Below are 18,530 nucleotides of genomic sequence, written 5' to 3' on the forward strand. Positions count from 1 at the left end.
GTCACGACTGGCTCCGCAGCTCCTGGGCGTGGGCGTACGCCGACACGTGGGCGGCGTGCGAATGCGCGTGAGGCCCGTGAGGTGTCGGAGCGTGAGGCGCCGCATGCGGCCCGTGCGCCACCGGCGCGGGAGCCGCCGCCGCATGGGGAGCGGGCGCGTGCGGGGCGTGGGCCACCGGCGCGTGCACCGCGTGCGGAGCGTGGGCCGCCGCGTGCGGAGCGTGTGACGCCGGAGCCGGCTGGGCGTGGACGGCCGGAGCATGGGCCGCCGCGTGCGGAGCGTGTGAAGCCGGGGCCGGCTGGGCGTGGACGGCCGGAGCGTGGGCCACCGGAGCGTGCGCCGTCGGCGTGTGCTGGGCGTGCATCGGGCAGCCGCCCGTGCGCGCCTCATGCGAGTGGGCCGTGACGGCGTGAGCCATCGAGGCGAGCTGCGCGTGCGTCGTGGCCGCGTGCGCCTCCGAGGCATGCGCCATGACGGCGTGAGCCACCGAGGCGTGCGCCGGGGCCGCGTGGGCCGAAGCGGAGTGCGCATGGCCCGGGGCCGCGTGGGCCACCGGAGCGGCGTGCGCGTGCGCCGGGGCCGCGTGGGCCACCGGAGCGGCGTGCGCGTGCGCCGCGGACGCGTGGGCCGCCGGAGCGTGCTGCGCGTGCATCGGGCAGCCGCCGCCGGTGCGCGCCTCGTGCGCATGGGCCGGGGCCGCGTGCGCCGTCGCGCCGTGATGCACATGCGCGTGCGCCGCCTGCGCCTGGGCCACCGGCGCGTGCACCGCCGTGTCCTTCATCGCGTTGATGGCGGCCATCGGGCAGCCGCCGCCCGTGCGCGACTCACCCGGCGTGTAGCCACCCTCGCGCTTCCAGCCCGCGGTCAGCTCCACGCGCACGTCCCACAGCGCGCGGAACAGCGGCAGCGTCATGCGCGCCTGCAGCACCTGAGAAGGCAGCCCGTCCAGCGCCTTCACCGTGCGGTCGATGCCAATCGTCCGGCGCACCAGCTGGTAGTGCGCGTACAGCCATCCCTGGAAGCTCTCATCCACCGTCACCAGCTGCTCGCAGACGTGCTGCAGGTCCTTCGGCCCCCCAGCCGAATAGACCTGGAACAGCGTCAGCCCGCGACGCGCCAGCATGCGCTCCATCGCGGACTCCAGCCCGTCCGCCGCGTGGCGCAAGGTGTTGTAGCCCGGCGACTCCTGGCCGCTGCCGTTGCCCAGGCTGCGGCGGATGACCTGGTACTCGGCCGGGGTCATCGTCTCCAGGATGGCCATCTCCGCGCTGATGCCCGCGAGGATCTTCTGCACCCGGACCAGCCGCGCGGACACCGCCCACAGCGCGTCGCGGTCCATCTCCGCCACCACCTCCACCATCTCCCGCGACGCCAGCTTCAGGTACAGCTCCTGAGACTGGTGGACGATCTGGAACATCAGCTCGTCGTGGGACACCAGCTCGCCTTCCGGAGATTGCAGCGCCAGCAGGGTGCCCGTGTGCAGGTAGCGCTCGTAATCCAGCTCGCCCTTCCCAACCCACTTCTTCAGCATCACGTTGAACAGGGGTTGAGTCAGCTCCTGCTTAAGCTTTTCCGCGTGGCTGTAATCGGTCGACGTGTGCAAGGTGCCTCCGGGGGGACGCAGGCAGTTCGTGGTGGGTAGAGCGCGCCCCAGTCACAGGGAACAGTGAGCGCGTAAATCTCTAGAAGCGACTACCTTACAGCCCTTTTGGTGAACTTCAAGTCATACAGGGCTTGCGGGTTATCGATTTTTGAGATTCCCATCCGTCCGGAGTACGGGGTGGCCCGAGGGGTCGGGCTCACCCAGGGGGTGGGTCAGCTCTCAACCGGTGAGGGATTCCGGTTGGGCGACGCCGGGCGAGGCTTGAGGCGCATGGCGTTGAGCTTCTGCGCCAGCTCCGCGCCCTGAACGCTCTTGGAGATGTAGCCGTCCGCGCCGGAGGCGATGGCCAGCGAGCGCAGCTTGGCCTCATCCGAGGCGGAGTAGAGGATGAAGCGGGTGCCGGGGGGCGCGTACTGGCGCGCCAGGTCCACCACCTTGTCCCCCTTGAGGGCGGGGAAGTTGACGTCGATGAGCACGAAGTCCGGCTCGGAGGCGCGCACGATGTTGGACACGCCCAACGCAGACGTGTGGGTCTGCACATCGAACCCGTACGCGCTCAGCGAGCGCTGCACGAGGTCGAGCAGGTCCGGATCGTCGTCCACGACAAGGACGCGCGGTTTTGCTTCAGCCATGGCTTCTCCCTAGGTACTGACGAATCGTCTCGATGAGCTGATCGCGGTCCAGGGGCTTGGTCATGTAGGCCGTGCAACCGGCCGCCTGAGCCTTGTCCTGGTACTCGCGACCCGCGTGCGCCGTGACAGCGATGACGGGCACGTTCTGCCCATCCGGCAACGCGCGGAGCCTGCGGGTGACTTCCCAACCGTCGAGCCGCGGCAGGGACAGGTCCATGAGGATGAGGTCCGGCGCGTCATTGCGGGCCCGCTCCAGCCCCTGCTCGCCGTCCTCCGCCTCGATGAGGTCATACAGTCCGCCCAGATACCTGCGGACGATGTCGCGGTTCTGCTCGCTGTCCTCCACGTACAGCACGCGGGGCAGCTTCCCCGCGGACGCCGCCCGCTGGGACATCAAGAGGCCCTTGGCCTGCGCGATGACGTCCTCCAGCGCGTGGCCACCCTTGCGCACGAAGCCCGCGAAGCCGTCGCGCAGGAGCGTCTCTTCTTCCTTGGACAGCGTCTTGCCGGTGAGCACCACCACCGGCACGGACAGCTTCTCCGCGCGCAGCCGGCGCAGCACTTCGAAGCCGTCCAGGTTCGGCATCATCAGGTCCAGCACCACCAGCGACGGCGGCGACACGCGCGCCTTGAGCAGCGCGTCCTCGCCGTTGCGCGCCTCGTTGGTGGAGAAGCCCGCGCGGCGCAGGTTGCGGCTGACCAGCTCGCGCGTGGCCGCGTCGTCGTCCACCACCAGCACGTCGCCCGTGGCGGCGGACGCGCCCGCGGACGCCAGGCTCTTCTGCACCACGTCCACCAGGCGCTCCGGCTCCACCGGCTTCACCAGGTACTCGCACGCCCCCAGGCTGAAGCCGCGGGCGCGCTGCTCCTCCACGGACACCAGGATGACCGGGATGGCCGCCAGCGCCGGGTCGCTCTTCAACTGGCTCAAGACGGACCAGCCGTCCATGCGCGGCAGGTGGATGTCCAGCAGGATGGCCTGCGGCTTCACCTCGCGGGCCAGCTTCAGCGCGGCGATGCCGTCGTTGGCCGTCACCACCCGGAAGCCCGCGGGCTCCAGCTGGCCGGTGACGAGCTGCTGGATGAGCACGTCGTCATCCACCACCATCACCGTGCTGCCCGGCCGCGCCATGGGCGCGAGCTTCTGGGCCACGTCGTGGAAGGGGACCAGGCGCTCCGTGGCGTGCGGGCTGTCCGCGCCCACCGTCGTCGCCAGCACGTCCGGCAGCCGCACCGTGAAGGTGGAGCCGCGGCCCAGCGTGCTCTTCACGTCCACCGTGCCGCCCAGCACGCGGGTGAGCTCGCGCACGATGGCGAGCCCCAGCCCCGTGCCGCCCACCTTGCGCGTGGTGGTGCCGTCCACCTGGCGGAACTTCTCGAAGATGAAGGGGAGCTGATCCGACGGGATGCCCACGCCGGTGTCCTCCACCGTCATCAGCAGCTCGCCGCTGCCCGCGGGCACCACCGTGAGCGCCACCTCGCCCGTGTCCGTGAACTTGGCCGCGTTGCTCAACAGGTTGAGCATGATCTGCCGCAGCTTCAGCGCGTCGGTGCGGATCTCCTTCGCGTCGTTGTCCACGTTCACCGTGAGGGCCACGTCCTTGCCCTTGAGGTACTCCTTCACGGTGGCCATGCACTCGTCGGCCAGCTCCTGCACGTCCACCGGCTCGGTGACGACCTCCACGCGGCCCGCTTCGATCTTGGACAGGTCCAGGATGTCGTTGATGAGCGCCAGCAGCGTCTTGGCGTTCGTCTTCACCACGTTGAGGTCGCGCCGGCCGTGCGGCGTCAGGCGGCTGCCCTCCTCGCGCATGAGCAGGTCGCAGTAGCCGATGATGCCGTTGAGCGGCGTGCGGATTTCATGGCTGAAGTTCGCCAGGAACTCGCTCTTGAGGCGCACGGCCCCTTCCGCCTCGCGGGCGCGCTCCTCTTCGTTGCGCTTGGCGACGGAGAGCTCCTGGGCCAGCCGGTCCAGGTCCTCGTTCTGCTGGCGGATGATCTCCATCTGGAGCGCGCGCTGCTGGTAGCTCGCCAGGGAGCGGGCGGACACCGCGCGCGTCTTCTTGATCTCCTCCAGGCTGGCGGCCAGCTGCTTGTTGGCGGCCTCCAGCTCGTCGCGGGAGGCGCGCAGGGCCTCCTCGTTCTGCTTGCGGTCGGAGATGTCCTCCGTCACGCCCATCACGAAGCGCGCGACGCCCTGGTCGTCCAGGAGCGGAATCTTGCGCGTGGCGAAGATGCGGTCCACGCCGTCCGCGCGGGCCACCTCCTCGAACGTCTTCATCTTGCGCGTCTCGAGGATCTCCGTGTCGATGGCGATGAACGACTCGGCCTGTTCCTTGGGGAAGTAGTCGTGGTCCAGCTTCCCCAGCAGCCACTCCTTGGTGACCTTGAAGGCGTCCGCGAACGTCTTGTTCACCACCACCAGCCGGCGCGTCTCCGCGTCCTTCACGAACAGCACGAAGGGCAGCGCGTCGATGATGTTGCTGAGCAGGTAGTTGGTGCGCTTGAGCTCCACGCCCGTCATCTGGTGCTGGGCGCGCTCGGCGTGCAGGCGCAGCTCCCGCGCCACCACGAAGGGCAGGTGGCCGTAGCGGTCCTCGCTGACGTAGTCGCGCGCGCCGGCGCGCATGACCGCGGCCAGCGTGTCCGCGCTCCAGGTGGGCGCGCTCACCACGAAGGCCGTCTCCCGGCCGCGCTTCACCCAGGCGGCCTGGATGTCCTCCCAGGTCATGCCCGGCAGCTCGGACCCCGCCAACACCAGGGCCCAGGGGCGCTCCAGCGCCTGCTCCAGGGCTTCCCGCGTGTTGGCGGGCTCCAGCGTGAGCATGGAGAGGATGTCCTCCCTCTCCAGTGCGTCGCGCATGGCGCGCGTCTCACGCTCGCTGCCCACCAGGAGCAGCGACAGGGTGTAACCAAGAGGCGCTTCGGCGTCGGCCACGTCGAACGGGTGCTGGGCCATGGTCTGGGGGACTTAGTTGGAGCCGAACGCGAGCACGGTCAGCGTGGTGTTGATGTGGAAGCCCGAATAAATCTCGAATTGCACGTTCATCCCAGCAGCGGAGGGTGCAAGCTTCAAGGATTCCGAGAGCTTCGGCAGCTGACCCTGGGCTTGCGCGTACCACAGGCGTCCGCTGCAGTGGAACAGGAGGGCGGCCTGGGGGTTCTGTACCCGCCTGGGCAGCTCCTCCTCGAAGAAGCTGCGCGTCATGCCCGCCAGGTCGCCGGCCTTCATCAGGTCCAGCTCGCTGCCCTCCTCCAGGAGGTTGGCGAACAGGATGGAGCCGTCCTCCAGGGGGCGCCACGCGGCGCGGATGAAGTACTCGCGGCCCACCTTGAGCGCGGTGGGGCGCAGCGCGAAGCCACCCGGCCGGCCGAACTCCAGGTCCGCGATGTTCTCCACGCCCAGGATGTCCGCGTAGCGCCGGGCGGCGGGCTGGCCGTCGATCTCCAGGGCGCGCGTGTGCGTCTCATCCACCTTGGTGATGGTCATGCGCTCGCCGGTGGGCACGTACCAGTGCGAGCGCAGCGCGGCCCAGGGCGCGTTCGTCTTGAACAGGGCCACCAGCACGCCGTCGCCGGCCACCTCGCCATCCACGTGGATGAGGGCGGACTGGCGCGCGGGGTCCGTCTCTGAATCGCTGGCGCCGCCGCCCACGAGCACCAGGGTCTGGTTCTTCTCCAGGATGCCCAGCAGCAGCTCTTCCTTCTTGTAACGGAAGCCGTCGTCAATCACGAGGCCCACGTACCGGCGCGCGTCCAGGTCCTGCTGGCGCACGCCCAGCTCCTCGCACGCGCGCTTGATGGCCTGCGCGCCCGCGGCGATGGCGTCCCCGGTGAGGCCGCTGCCCAGGCCCAGGCCCACCTCGAAGTCACCGGAGAGCGCGCCCAGCACCACGCTGTTCTCGTGGATGCCGTTGTTGTCCAGCTCCCCGGCGGTGGTGGCGCCCACCAGCCGGGTGTCCTTGGGCAGCCGCTCCCGCACCGCGCGGTTGAGCGCGCGCTGGTCGCGCTGGCGCGCCGCGAACAGCGTCACCAGCTTCGGCGGCGGGCCGTGCAGCTGGCGCAGGAGGTCCTCGGCGACGGCGACCGGATCCGTGAGGGTGGAACGAGCCGTCTGCATCTTCACGTGCGCCATGAGGACCTCCGTGCGAACCGGCGGCGGCTAGAAGCCGGCGCCGGGGTGTGTCTTGTGACAACTGCCGGTGCACTGCTGGAACGACTCGCGGCCCCCGCCGACGTACATGGACTCGATGGGGCCGAACTTCTCCACGTGGCTCTCAGGGTAGCTCTTGTGGCACGACAGGCACGCGGCCTTGCTGGTGCGCTGCGTGGTCTCCTGCTTCAGGTGGCAGGACGAGCACTTCTCCAGGGGCGCGTCGAAGCGGTTGGAGCGCGAGTGGATGAAGTGCGTGCGCACGAAGATGGGACCTTCCAGTTCGAAGCCCAGCGGAGCATGGCACGACGCGCACGCGGCGCGGTTGTCGTTCGCATGGAGGACTTCACCCAGCTCGCCGCCCTTGCTGTGGCAGGTGTTGCACGGACCCGTGGTCAGCACCGCGCTGGTGTGCGTCTTCGTCCCCACCTGGATTTCGATGGTGCGCGACGCCGGCACGTCCTCACCCATGAACACACGGCGCGCCTTGGCGGTCACCAGGTAGGTGCCGGGCTTCACGTCCGCGGGAAGGGTGTAGGTCCAGGTGTCGCTCACGGGCGCGTCCCAGCGGCCGTCGTTGGGGAAGAAGGCGCCGCCGAAGAGCTTGTTGGAGGGCGGGAAGGTCATGAACTGCGCATAGACGCCGTCGCGCGCCGGGGTGGCGATGGTCTGCACGTCCTGCGAGTCGTCCAGGAAGGCCTCCAGGTCGACGATGGTCCGGATGGGCTGGATGTCCTGCGCCGGCCCGATGAGCTGGGTCATCATCATCCGTTCCTGGTGCTTGCGGCGATAGTAGGTCGTCGTGGGGTTGAAGAAGGCCTGATAGTACTGGATCCCCGCCGGGCTGCCGGGAGCGCCCGGAGGTGCGACCTCATTGTAGGTTGGGAGGCTCCCGGCCGGGTGCAGGCGCTTGCCCTTGCCGTCCTTCAGGGTCATCTGGAAGGTGACCTGCGACCCGGGGGCGTACGTGCCGTCCTTGCGGGGCGCCGTCAGGGGCTTGATGTCGATGCCGAAGCCGTAGCTGAACTCCGGCTTGGACACCTGGGTGACCGGGATGAAGTAGGGGGCGAACGGGCGCAGGCTCCAGCGCAGGCGCAGACCCACCGTGCGGGAGTTGAAGGTGAGGGTCTGCCGCTTCGCGTGGTCGTACGCGTTGCGCAGCTCCACCAGGGCCTCTTCCTCATAGGCCGTGGCGCCGGTGCAGTCCGTGAGCGAGCGGCAGTCGCGCGTCCACTGGATGGCGCGCATGCGGCGGATGAAGAAGTCGTCACGCTCCGTGCGGCGGGTGTCGTCGCTGCCGATGTTCAGGAGCACCGGGGCGCCCGTCAGCACGCCGCGCGCGTCCACCGGCTCCACCGTGAAGAGGCTGGTCGCCTTCATCCACGCGGCGTCACGGTAGAAGCGGCGGCGGGTGAAGGTGCCGTCCGGGTTCGACAGGCCCACGAACTCCTGGTCCGCCAGGCGCACACCCGACCACCCGATGGCCAGGAAGTCGCTGTTCTGGCGCAGGCCGTCCACGCCCTCGTCCTTCGACGCGGTGATGGAGGCGCGCAGGTCAATCTGGTTCACCCAGAAGGTCTGGCCGGCCTTCACCTTGAGGGGCACGCCCTGGCCGTTGTCGACCTCCAGCGCCAGGCCCACGGGGGCCTCGCGGTTGCCGCCACCCAGGAGGTCGCCCAGCGACAGGTCCTGGCCCTGCACCGCGAGCTGCGGCTCGACATGGGACTCCACGCTGGCGGAGGACTCCAGCTCCGTGGACTCCGGACCGCCGCACGCCACCGTCAGGCTGGCCAGGGTGGCCAGCAGGCTCGCGCGGCCCGCCGTGAACAGGCGGGGGGAAGTGCGAGAACACCGCTCCCGAATCGTGTCAGTTCCACCCATGAGGGGACTCCTCCGAACGCGTATGTGCGGACGGCTGCCGGAGCAGCGTCGCGGCCAGTGGACCCGGGTGCCCTTGCGTCGGGGGGACGCTGGCGGAGGGTCGCTCTCAAATCCGGCTTTTGCCGAAAACGAGCAGTTCTAGCCACACGGAGAATATCCACAATCAACAGAGCGATTCAACTTCTGAGAATAATTCTACTCAGAGGCGAACTCGGACTGTTCGTGACTGGATGGGAAGGGGTTATGGGGCGCAACCCACCCGGGAGGGTCAGACTCGAATCGTGTTTCCCACCTCCTCCTGTACTTCCGGGGTGAACGGGAGTTCGACAGTGAACTCCGAGCCCTCTCCGGGCCGAGAGTGGACGCGGATGGTGCCGCCGTGGGCCTCGACGAGCTGGCGGACGATGTAGAGGCCCAGGCCGAAGCCCGGCGCGCGGCTGTCCGTCGTGACCCGCTCGAAGCGGGTGAACAGGCGCTGCTGGGCTTCCGCGGGGATGCCGGCGCCGTGGTCCCGCACCGACATCCGGACCCGATGTGAGTCCTCATCCGCGTTCACATGCACCTCCACCGGCTGACCCCGGCCGAACTTGAGGGCGTTGCTGACCAGGTTGGTGAGGACGCGGTCCAGGCGCTGGCGGTCCCAGCGGCCCGGGGCCGCGTTCCGGGCGTGGACGGTGAGGGCGCAGCCGGCGGCGGCGGCCTGGTCCTCGTGGCGGGCGGCCACCTCCCGCGCCAGCTCCGCCAGGTCCATGGGCCGGGACTCCAGCACCAGCCGGCCGCCGGACAGGCGCGACAGGTCCAGCAGGTTGTGCACCAGCTGCCCCAGCCGCTTCGTCTCGTCCTCGGCCAGCAGCAGCCCCTCGCGCAGGCGCGGATCCTCCGCGTGCGCGGGCGCGCACTGCAAGCGCACGCGGCGCAGGCGCAGCTGCAGCGAGCTGAGCGGCGTGCCCAGGTCGTGCGCCGCCACGCCAATGAGCTCCAGCGCGTTCTGCGTCGCCGCCAGCAGGCGGGCGTTGTCCAGCGCCAGCGCGGCGCGGGCGGACAGCTCTTCGATGAAGGCCTGGTCCACCGCGCCGTAGTGGCGGTGCGGCCGGGTGGACAGCAGGCACAGCGCGCCCAGCACGCGGTTGTCCACGACGAGCGGCACGCTCAGCGCGGAGCGCACGCCCAGCGCGCGCCACAGCTCCGCGTAGGTGCTGTCGCTGACGGAGGAGGGCAGCCGGTCCGGATCCACCTCCGCGAAGCGCTCGGCGCGGCCGGTGTGCATGACGCGCGCGGGGCCGGGCTCATCCAGGGACGGCCTGCGCATCAGCGGCTCCCACAGCCGCGTCTGGGTGGCCAGGTCCGCGCACGCCACCGCGCCGGGGCGCACGCCGTCCTGGCCATCCGGCAGATAGAGCACGCACGCGTCCGCGATCTCCGGCACGCACAGGCGGGTGAGCGCGTTCCCCAGCTCCTTGGCCCCGGCCTGCGGCTGCAGCACGCGTCCGGCCTCCGCGAGCAGCGCCTGCATGCGCTCGGTGCGCTTGCGCTCGGTGATGTCGCGCGTCACCTCCGCGAAGCCCTGGAGCGTGCCGCCCTCCGCGTAGAGCGCGGTGAGCAGCGTCTCCGCCCAGAAGCGCGAGCCGTCCTTGCGCATCCGCCAGCCCTCCGACTGGAGGCGCCGCTCGCGCGCGGCCCGCTCGCGGTGGGACGCGGGCAGCCCGTGCGAGACGGCATCCGGCACGTGCAGCACCTCCACGCGCTGGCCCACGATGTCCGAGGACGTCCACCCGGTGAGCCGCTCCGCGCCCGTGCTCCAGCAGGACACCGTGCCGTCCGGCTCCAGGAAGCACAGCGCGTAGTCGCTCACGCCATCCATGAACAGGTGCAACCGCTGCTCACTCTGCACGGCCTCCGCGTGCATGGGGCCCAGCGCGTTCTTCAGCACCACCACCAGCGCGACCAGGGCGCCCAGGCCCAGGAGGCCGGCGAGGATGTCCGCGACATGATGGCCCAGGGCCCCGTCGTCCAACGTGAGCGTGTGGGCCGTGGACACCAGGGTGGCAAGCAGGATGAGTCCGGCCAGAAGGCACGCGGACAGACCTGCCCCGACCCGCTGAGCGAAGGTCCAACGTCGCAGCATGTGGCACTCCCCCCCGACGGCACCGAGCGCTTCTGTGCAGAAGGACGCTCAACATCACCGAAAAGGTGGGGTGAGCGACATCGCACTGTCGGGCAGGGTATCCTATAACCCGGTTTTTACCTGTTTGTCATGAAATCATGGACCCTACCTCCAGGGATGGGAAATTTCTGGCGGGCAGGACGCGGCGGGGCTGTCGGATGGTGGACGGTGGCCGACGCTTTTTCGGGAACCGGGCCTGGATTCAAGGGGTTGGGAGGAGTGGAGGCGCCTGCGAAATGGCCTTCCGGGCGTTGGGACGTTATGAGCGCCCCCTCCTCGTCACCCAGGTGTTGCACGGCATATGGCGTCTCTCGTCGAAGGTCTGAAGGTCCGCTACCTCCCGCAGCCCGAATGGGGTGTGGGGCATCTGGTGTCGCTGCAGGAGCAGGGGGCCAAGGCCCTCATCGCCTTCCCGTCCCGCGAGGATGCGCCCGTGCTGGTGTCCACGCGCGGCGGTGCGCTGGTGCCGTACCCGTTGCCCAAGGGCGAGCCCATCCAGACGCCGAAGGGACGCAAGGCCACCATCCTGGGCGAGGAGCCGGGCGCGCGCGGGCTGCGCCGCTACGTGGTGCGCTTCGAGGACACGGGCGAGGAGGACGAGCTGCCGGAGTCCGAGGTGCGCGCGCTGGCGCCGCGCTCCGACCTGCTGTCCACGCTGCGCGACGGACGGGTGGGGGACGCGAAGGCGTTCATGCTGCGCAAGCAGGCGCTGGTGCTGGACGACGAGCGCCGGGGTGACGCGCTGGGCGCGCTCCTGGCCAGCCGGGTGATGGTGAAGCCGCACCAGGTGGGCGTGGTGCAGCGCGTGCTGTCCGCGCGCCGGCCGCGCTTCGTGCTGGCGGACGAAGTGGACCTGGGCAAGACGATTGAAGCGGGCATGGTGTTCAGCGCGCTGCGGCTGGTGGGCCTGGCGCGGCGGTGCATCGTCGTGGCGCCCAGCCACCTCACCGTGCAGTGGCTGGTGGAGCTGTTCCACAAGTTCAACCAGCTCTTCACGCTGATGGACTCGGACCGCTACGAGCAGTCGCTGAAGGAGGCGCCGGACGTCTCTCCGTGGGCGCGCTTCCCGCTGGTGGTGACGAGCCTGGAGCTGCTCAGCCGCACCCGCGAGCACCGCGAAGAGGTCGCCGCCGAGGACGCGTTCTGGGACCTGGTCATCATCGACGAGGCGCACCACCTCAAGGGCGAGAAGGCCTTCGCCGCCGCGAAGGGGCTGGCCGCGAACTCGTGGGGCCTCTTGCTGCTCACCGCCACGCCCATGCAGTTGGACCCGGCGGAGTACCACGGCCTGCTCACCCTCATCGACGCGGCGACGGCGCCGTCCGTGAAGGGCTTCGAGGCGCGGCTCCAGCGCCAGGAGGAGCTGTCCACCGCAGTGCGCGCGCTCATGGAAGGCAAGGCCGACGGCAAGGACGCGAAGGCCGCCGTGGCTTCATTGGCGAAGCGCTTCCCGGAGGACGCGCGCCTCCAGACGCTGAAGGAGAAGGAGGCGCTGCTCGCGCACCTGGCGGAGACGTACAGCCTGTCGGACCGGCTGGTGCGCAACCGGCGCGCGGTGGTGGGCGGCTTCTCCACGCGCAGGCTCCACCGGCACCCGGTGCAGCTCACGCCGGAGGAGCTGCAGGCGCGCGACACGGCCCTGGCCACGCTGGCGAAGGGCACGCTGCGCGGCGCGCCGCTGGCCAACGTGCTGCGGCGTCTGGAGTCCAGCCCCGCGGCGTTCACGGGCGCGGTGAAGTCCAACCCGGCGCTCAAGGGCGCGGACCTCAAGCTGACCGGCCGGGACGCGAAGCTCATCGCGTTCGTGGGCGTGCTGCGCGGCATCTGGAAGGCGGAGCCGCGCGCGAAGGTGCTCGTGTTCACGGAGAGCCGCGACACGCTGGAGTCGCTCCAGTCGGAGCTGTCTCGCGAGGGCGTGGAGGCGCTGGGCTACCACGGCGACCTGCCGCTCGTGGAGCGCGACCGGCAGGTGGCGCGCTTCCGCGACCCGGAAGGCCCCCAGGTGCTCCTGTGCACGGAGGTGGGCGGCGAGGGCCGCAACTTCCAGTTCGCGCACCACCTGGTCCACTACGACCTGCCGTGGAGCCCCTCCACGGTGGAGCAGCGCATCGGCCGCCTGGACCGCATTGGCCAGGCGCACCCGGTGGACATCCACGTCTTCGACCCCGCGGGCACGCTCGCGTCGGACGTGCTGATGCTGCTGGCGGATGCCGTGGGCGTCTTCGGTGAGACGGTGGGCGGCCTGGACGCGGTGCTGGAGGAGGTGGAGGACCGCATCGCGGACCTGGCCCTGCTGCCCCGCGAGGCGCGCGTGGAGTACGCCGCGGAGCTGAAGGCCCGCGTGGAGGCGGCGCGTGAGCAGGTGAAGCGCGCGTACGACCCGCTGCTGGACGTGCGCAGCTTCGACAAGCCCGCCGTGGCCCGGCTGGTGGCGCGCGCGCAGGAGCGCATGGGCGAGGAGCCGGAAGAGGATTCCGACGAGGAGGCCCCGCCGCTGGAGGACGGGCTGTGGAGCGTGGCGCGCGACCTGGACGAGCGCCTGGAGGAGACCGTCACGGAGCTGGCGCGCCGCGTGGGCATTGGCGTGGACACCGACGAGCAGGTGGAGGCCTTCCAGGTGGCCTTCCAGTTCGGCCACGCGCTCAACGTCGAGGGCCTGCCCGGCATCGACGTGATGCAGGACCGCACCGTGCTGGGCACCTTCTGGCGCGACACCGCCGTGGAGGCGGAGGAGCTGGAGTACTTCGCCACCGGCCACCCGCTGGTGGAGGCGCTGTTCGGCTTCCTCAAGGACGGCCCCTACGGCCGCAGCGGCTTCCGCCACATCGAGAAGCGCTCCGTGAAGAAGCCCGCGCGCGGCCTGGAGCTGCTCTTTCACGTCCAGCTTCCAGAGCCCCAGGACACGACCCCCGGCGCCCGCGTGCCCAGCCGCCAGTTGGCCCGCTTCCTCACGCGCACGCTGCTGCCCGTGGCCGTGGTGGACGGCCCCCAGGGCCCCGTGGCCGACGCTTCCGTACTGGCCGCATTGGAATCCGACGGCAAGGCCCTGAAGGGGGATGAGGTCCACCAGGCCTTCCCCGGCTTCGGCGCCTTCGTGGACGCCGCGCTGCCCGTGGCCCAGGCCGCCGCCGAGGCGGAGCTCGGCCGGTCCGCGAAGAAGGCCCGGGCCGCCATCGAGGCCGAGCGCGACGCCGCCGCCGCCCGCCTGCGCCTCTCCCTCTCCCACCAGGGCCTGGCCCCGGAGGCGGTGGAGGCCCAGGTTGACGCGGAGCGCCATCACTATGAACGCCTGCTCCAGGCGCTCGCGGGGGCGAAGGTGGTGCTGGACGCCGCCTGCGGCTTCACCCTCAATCGTTGAGTAAACAGTTGTGTCACAATGGAATCGGTCCTGGCGGCGTTCCGGCCATTTGACCGATTCCCCAATCATCGAGAATCTAGGAGGAAGGCAGCCTCCCCCGATATGGCCTTCCCCCACCCCCAGCGTCGGAAGCATGAGTCCGGTCAGGCCGCCGTGGAGGCGGCGCTGTGCATGCCGCTCGTGGTGTTCATGGTGCTGGGCACGCTGCAGCTCTTCATGCTGTTGCAGGGCCGCATCCTGGCGCAGGTGGCGGTGTACCGCGCGGTGCGCGCGGGCAGCCTGAACCACGGCAGTTGCGAGGCGATGACGCACGCGGCGCTGGTGACGATGCTGCCCACGGTGGAGCACACGCGCACGCCCGCGCAGCTGGCCAACGCCTTTGACGAGCGCAAGCGCAACTACCTGCGCGTGCGCGGCTCGAAGGGGACGCTCTTCTCCGAAGGGCCCATGGTCGAAATCGTCCGCGAGTCCCCGGGCGTCGCGTGGGTGCGCAGCCATGGGGACGAGGACCTGCTGTTCGACGTGCCCACGGACGACCCGGCGCTGATGCGCCAGCGCACGCTCGAGATCCGCATGGTGGCCTGGTACTACATGCGCATCCCGTTCGCGGACTGGGTGATGAGCCGCATGTTCCTGGCCCAGTTCCACCTCAAGAACTACACGGACGCGAACCCCCTCAACCCGGCGCAGAAGAAGTCGGACTGGTGGGCGGACACGGACGTGGAGCTGGGGCCGGATGACTGGCCCGGTGGGGACCTGGGGGACCGGATGGTGCGCTGGAACGCGCAGGGGCACTACCTGTTCCCCATCCAGGTCCACGCGGCCATGAAGATGATGACCCCGGTGAAGGCGTCGAACTTCAATGGAGGTGCCGGATGCAGCCTGCACGGCTTCTGAAGTCCGGCGCGCGCGGCCAGGCGCTGGTGCTGTTCTCGCTGACGTTCCTCCTGTTGACGCTGATGGTGCTGGGCACGCTGGGCTTCGGCATGCGCGCCAAGGAACGCGTCGAAATCCAGATGGCGGCGGACGCGGCGGCCTACAGCCAGGCGGTGTCCACGGCGCGCACGTTCAACGCCATCGCGGTGATGAACCGCGCCCAGATTGCCCACATGGTGGCCATGGCGGGCACGCAGTCGATGATCAGCTACGGCAGCCAGCAGTACGCCGCGCGGAGGCTGTCCCCGTGCCAGATGCCCGCGAACGACTGGTCCGCCCTGGATGAAGCGGCGGGGCAGCAGGTGATATCGCTCCAGGGGCGCGCGGGCTCCATGTTCCGCGCGGAGCTGTCCATCTACAACCGGCTCATCGGCACGCACCTGGCGCAACAGGGCCTCACCAGGCTCATCGCCAAGGAGGTCAACCCCGAGCTCGCCGCCCCGGAAGAGGGCGACGCCAAGTCCCTGGCGGAGGTGTCCGGCGGCGCGTCCTCCGGCACCAGCTACGACGACCTGATGCAGCAGGTGAAGACCGGCACCGTGCCGGACACCGCCGGCGCGGTGATGACCACCGGTGGAGGCCAGGGGGATGCCATGCGCAACGCCACCATGGGCAGCCTGGGGTGGACGTGGGTGCACAACCGGGAGACGGGCAGCGCGGGCTTCGGCTCGGGCGCCGCCGCGCACAACCCCGGCTTCCAGTTCTATGCCAGCGCGGGGGCGATGGACTCCTCCACCTACCAGACCATCTCCGGCCGCAACTCGTGGGCGCACGACCACGGCCGCGCGGTGACGGGCACCTGCCCGGACGGCACCCCCTACACCGCCGCGGCGACGGACGCGTGGGTGATGTCCGACGAGCGCCAGTCCCACGAGGACCAGCACGTCTACGGCGCGAAGGCGCCGCCCGGCCAGGGCGCGGAGAACAACACCACCGTGGATGAGCGCCACACGCTGGGCACCTGCATCGTGTGCCCCGGCATCTGGCCCTACTCCGTGGGCTTCAACGCGGGGCTGCTGCACGGCAACGCCGCGGAGAACGACTACGGCCAGCCCAAGCTGTACGCGATGCTCCGGCGCGACTACGCGAGCGACTCGCGCCGCGCCCGGCCGGACCCGTGGAACCTGGTGTTCACCTTCAAGTTCGCCAACAAGGAGACGGAGTTCGACAACGCCGCGCCGCTGGGACGCATCCAGCCCACCGGCCGCGAGGACGTGCAGCGCAACCAGGTGGCGCTGGCCGCGGGGCTCGCCTACTACCACCGGCCCCGGCCGGCGGCGGTGGGCGGCGGCTGGGAGGAGCCGCCCAACTTCCTCAACCCCTTCTGGCGCGCCACGCTGGTGAGCACCGAGGGCGCCCGCGACGACAAGCCCGCGAACAGCCTGCAGGCGGCCGGCTTCTCCGAGCACGCGGAAGCGCTGCGCCGGCTGGACAACGCCGGCTACCGGGGCGGCAGCAGCACGGGAGCGAAGTACTGATGCGCGCGCACGCTTCCAGGCAGCGCCGGGGACAGGCGCTCGTCGAGACGGCCCTGGGCTCCATGGTGTTCGTCACCATCCTGCTCTTCGGCATCTACTTCGCGGAGGTGGGCGCGTTGTCGCTCAAGGTGCAGGAGGCCGCCAACTTCGCGCTGTGGGAGTCCACCGGGCACGTGATGCACAACCCGCAGAACGGCGTCTTCCAGCGCTCCAACGCGGAGGCCCTGGGGTCGTCGGAGGCCGCCGGGCGCTACCAGGACTTCGACGGCCGCTCCGGCCAGAACAGCGGCGCGATGACCTTCCAGCAGGCGCTCGCCCGCGCCACGCGCATCCAGGTGGACTGCGAGCCGACGCGGCCCACGGGCAGCCCCGTCACCATCCTGGGCACCCGTCCGCAGGACGCGTCGACCGCCGAAACGGGGGCGCTGGCGGCGGCCATGGACACCCAGTCCGAGGGCATCTCCTGCACGGCGTTCACCACCCTGCGCGCGGAGCGGCTGGGCAACTTCATGGAGCCGGAGTTCTTCAAGGTGTCGCACCGGCGGGCCTCCGACCCGTTCCGCGTGTGCGCCGCCGGGCGCGCGTCCGGCGGGCGCTGCCCCGGGCGCTTCTTCATGCTGTTGGACGACTGGGGACTGTCCAGCGTGGCGGAGGGCCGCGAGTGCCCGCTGATGATCGACAGCGGGGGCTCCTGCGCGAACGTAGACTACTACGGGTGGGCCCAGAGCGTGTACCAGGAGAACGGCGGCGGCGGGAGCGCCGGCAGCGCGCTGATGGCGGGCGTGGGCGCGATGGGCGGCGTGAATGAAGACCAGTTCTTCATGAGCTTCCGCGGCTCGGAGAGCAACTACGAGCAGAGCATTGGCGCGTCGCACGCGGGCAACCAGACCATCTGGGAGACCACCCCCTTCGTCGCGGACAACCTGTCCCCCACCTACCGGAACGACGGCCGGCGCAACAAATGGCTGGGAGGCGTGCCGCATTGATGCGGGCCGGGAGTCGCGGACGCGTGGCGGGAGCGGTGCTCTCGCTGGTGCTGGGCCTGTCCGCGCGGGCCCATGCGGCCCCTGACGCGGGAGTGCCGGACGCGGGCGTGCAGCAGGCCGCGCCGCGCTTCGCGTGGCCCCAACTCCAGGTCATCGCCCACGTGGAGTCCAGCGACATCGTGGAGGCGGGTGGCATCCCGGTGGCGCTGCGCGCGGTGCATGTGAAGGAGAACATCCGGGAGCTGGTGCAGCGCTTCGCGGACGCGTTCCGCGACGGCGGCCTCTACGTGCCGCCCGGCAAGGAGCAGGCGCAGTACGCGAACAACGCGGCCATGCTCACCGCGTTGGATCCGAAGCGGCGCATCACCTACACCGTGGTGATGATGCCGCAGGCGGATGGCACCACCACGCTGTATCTGGGGGAGGCCAACCACGCGCTGGCGCGTCCGCAGGAGGCGGCCGGGGACTTCGCGCCGCTGCCGCCGCGAGCGAGTGGCGTGCTGCGCGTCAACGCGGAGGGCTCGCGCACGCTCACCTTCCAGGTCCCGCTCACGGGGCCGCAGGTGGATGCCTTCTACGATGACGCCCTGGCGAAGGCCGGGTGGAAGCGCGGCGACGAGGCGGGCCTGTACTCGCGGCCCGGCGCGGAGCTGCGGCTCACGCACCAGCCCGACAAGGACGGCCAGCAAGGCGTGGTGCTTATCTATCAGCAGCGAGCGCGCTGACGCGCTCGGGGCAGCAGCGAGCGCGCTGACGCGCTCGGGGCAGCAGCGAGCGCGCTGATCAGGCGCGCAGCTTCTCGCGCAGCGCCTTGGCGCGGCCCTGCATGTCGGGGTCCAGGCTGGTGATCTCAATGGACTTCAGCCGCTGGTCCAGGCTCTTGGGCAGCTTCTTCTGGAGCGTGCCCGCCTCCTGAAGCGACTCCAGCTTCGCCAGCGCCTTGTCCACGATGCGCTCGCGCGGGTGGTCCAGGAGGCTGTCGAGGAAGTACGCGTCCTCGGGCATGTCCGGATACTTCTCCAGGTAGTCCACCACGCCCTTCACCCAGTCCGCGCGCGTCTCCGACTCCTGCACCTTGCGCAGGGCCTCCTTCTGGGCCTTGCGCTTGCCTTCCGGGTCGAACGTCTTCGCGAGCCCTTCCGGCAGCTCGCCGCCGGTGAAGAGGGCGTCCGCGGCGGACTTGTATTTCTGGTAGCTGGCGCTGCGCTCCAGCTTCTGCTGCGCCGGGTCGTCCTGGCGCGAGTGGTACTTGCTCTTGCCGCGCTGCGCGTCCAGCTCGCGGTAGGACTTGTTGCGCTTGCCGGTGAAGCCACCACCGTCGTTGTCGTCTCGGGCCATC

12 protein-coding genes are annotated in these 18,530 nt (G+C 70.3%); 5 read left to right on the forward strand and 7 right to left on the reverse strand.

The genetic code is table 11. The features are described from left to right. Window position 1: 1 nt before the first annotated feature. The 6 genes from ACX114_RS03170 to ACX114_RS03195 form a co-directional block, all read right to left on the reverse strand. Window positions 2-1,603: a tryptophan 2,3-dioxygenase family protein gene (locus tag ACX114_RS03170; protein WP_459294565.1), complete on the reverse strand. Its 1,602-nt coding sequence runs from the start codon at window positions 1,601-1,603 to the stop codon at window positions 2-4. Between the two features lie 212 nt (window positions 1,604-1,815). Then, complete coding sequence (locus tag ACX114_RS03175; RefSeq protein ID WP_459294567.1) at window positions 1,816-2,235, reverse strand: response regulator; 420 nt, start codon at window positions 2,233-2,235, stop codon at window positions 1,816-1,818. After that, the gene (locus tag ACX114_RS03180; protein WP_459294569.1) at window positions 2,228-5,194 is read right to left on the reverse strand and encodes a response regulator; all 2,967 of its coding nucleotides are present in this window, start codon (window positions 5,192-5,194) and stop codon (window positions 2,228-2,230) included. The genes ACX114_RS03175 and ACX114_RS03180 overlap by 8 nt, the downstream gene beginning before the upstream one ends. Before the next feature lie 12 nt (window positions 5,195-5,206). Beyond that, window positions 5,207-6,370 carry an FIST signal transduction protein gene (locus tag ACX114_RS03185; protein WP_459294571.1) on the reverse strand — a complete coding sequence of 388 codons (1,164 nt, stop codon included), beginning with the start codon at window positions 6,368-6,370 and terminating at the stop codon, window positions 5,207-5,209. 27 nt (window positions 6,371-6,397) lie between these two features. Further along, window positions 6,398-8,269: a cytochrome c3 family protein gene (locus ACX114_RS03190; RefSeq protein WP_459294573.1), complete on the reverse strand. Its 1,872-nt coding sequence runs from the start codon at window positions 8,267-8,269 to the stop codon at window positions 6,398-6,400. 268 nt (window positions 8,270-8,537) lie between these two features. Beyond that, a complete protein-coding gene (locus tag ACX114_RS03195) occupies window positions 8,538-10,394 on the reverse strand; it encodes a sensor histidine kinase (RefSeq protein ID WP_459294575.1) in 1,857 nt (618 codons plus the stop codon). Between the two features lie 340 nt (window positions 10,395-10,734). Here ACX114_RS03195 and ACX114_RS03200 point away from each other — a divergent pair, with 340 nt between their 5' ends. From ACX114_RS03200 to ACX114_RS03220, 5 genes are all read left to right on the forward strand, one after another. Then, on the forward strand, window positions 10,735-13,791 hold the full coding sequence (locus tag ACX114_RS03200) for a helicase-related protein (protein ID WP_459294577.1): 3,057 nt from the start codon (window positions 10,735-10,737) through the stop codon (window positions 13,789-13,791). 102 nt (window positions 13,792-13,893) lie between these two features. Next, window positions 13,894-14,688 (forward strand): TadE/TadG family type IV pilus assembly protein, encoded by a 795-nt coding sequence (locus ACX114_RS03205; protein ID WP_459294579.1) that lies wholly within the window; start codon window positions 13,894-13,896, stop codon window positions 14,686-14,688. Beyond that, window positions 14,667-16,205: a pilus assembly protein gene (locus ACX114_RS03210; RefSeq protein ID WP_459294581.1), complete on the forward strand. Its 1,539-nt coding sequence runs from the start codon at window positions 14,667-14,669 to the stop codon at window positions 16,203-16,205. Before ACX114_RS03205 ends, ACX114_RS03210 begins: the two co-directional genes overlap by 22 nt. Then, entirely contained in the window at window positions 16,205-17,191 is a 987-nt protein-coding gene (locus tag ACX114_RS03215) for a hypothetical protein (protein WP_459294583.1), read from the forward strand. Before ACX114_RS03210 ends, ACX114_RS03215 begins: the two co-directional genes overlap by 1 nt. 23 nt (window positions 17,192-17,214) lie before the next feature. Then, window positions 17,215-17,916 (forward strand): hypothetical protein, encoded by a 702-nt coding sequence (locus tag ACX114_RS03220; protein WP_459294585.1) that lies wholly within the window; start codon window positions 17,215-17,217, stop codon window positions 17,914-17,916. Window positions 17,917-17,974: 58 nt separating this feature from the next. Here the strand turns inward: ACX114_RS03220 and ACX114_RS03225 are convergent, their stop codons facing one another. Beyond that, window positions 17,975-18,529 (reverse strand): hypothetical protein, encoded by a 555-nt coding sequence (locus ACX114_RS03225; RefSeq protein ID WP_459294587.1) that lies wholly within the window; start codon window positions 18,527-18,529, stop codon window positions 17,975-17,977. Window position 18,530: the final 1 nt, after the last annotated feature.

This window comes from Corallococcus sp. M7 (assembly GCF_054512695.1).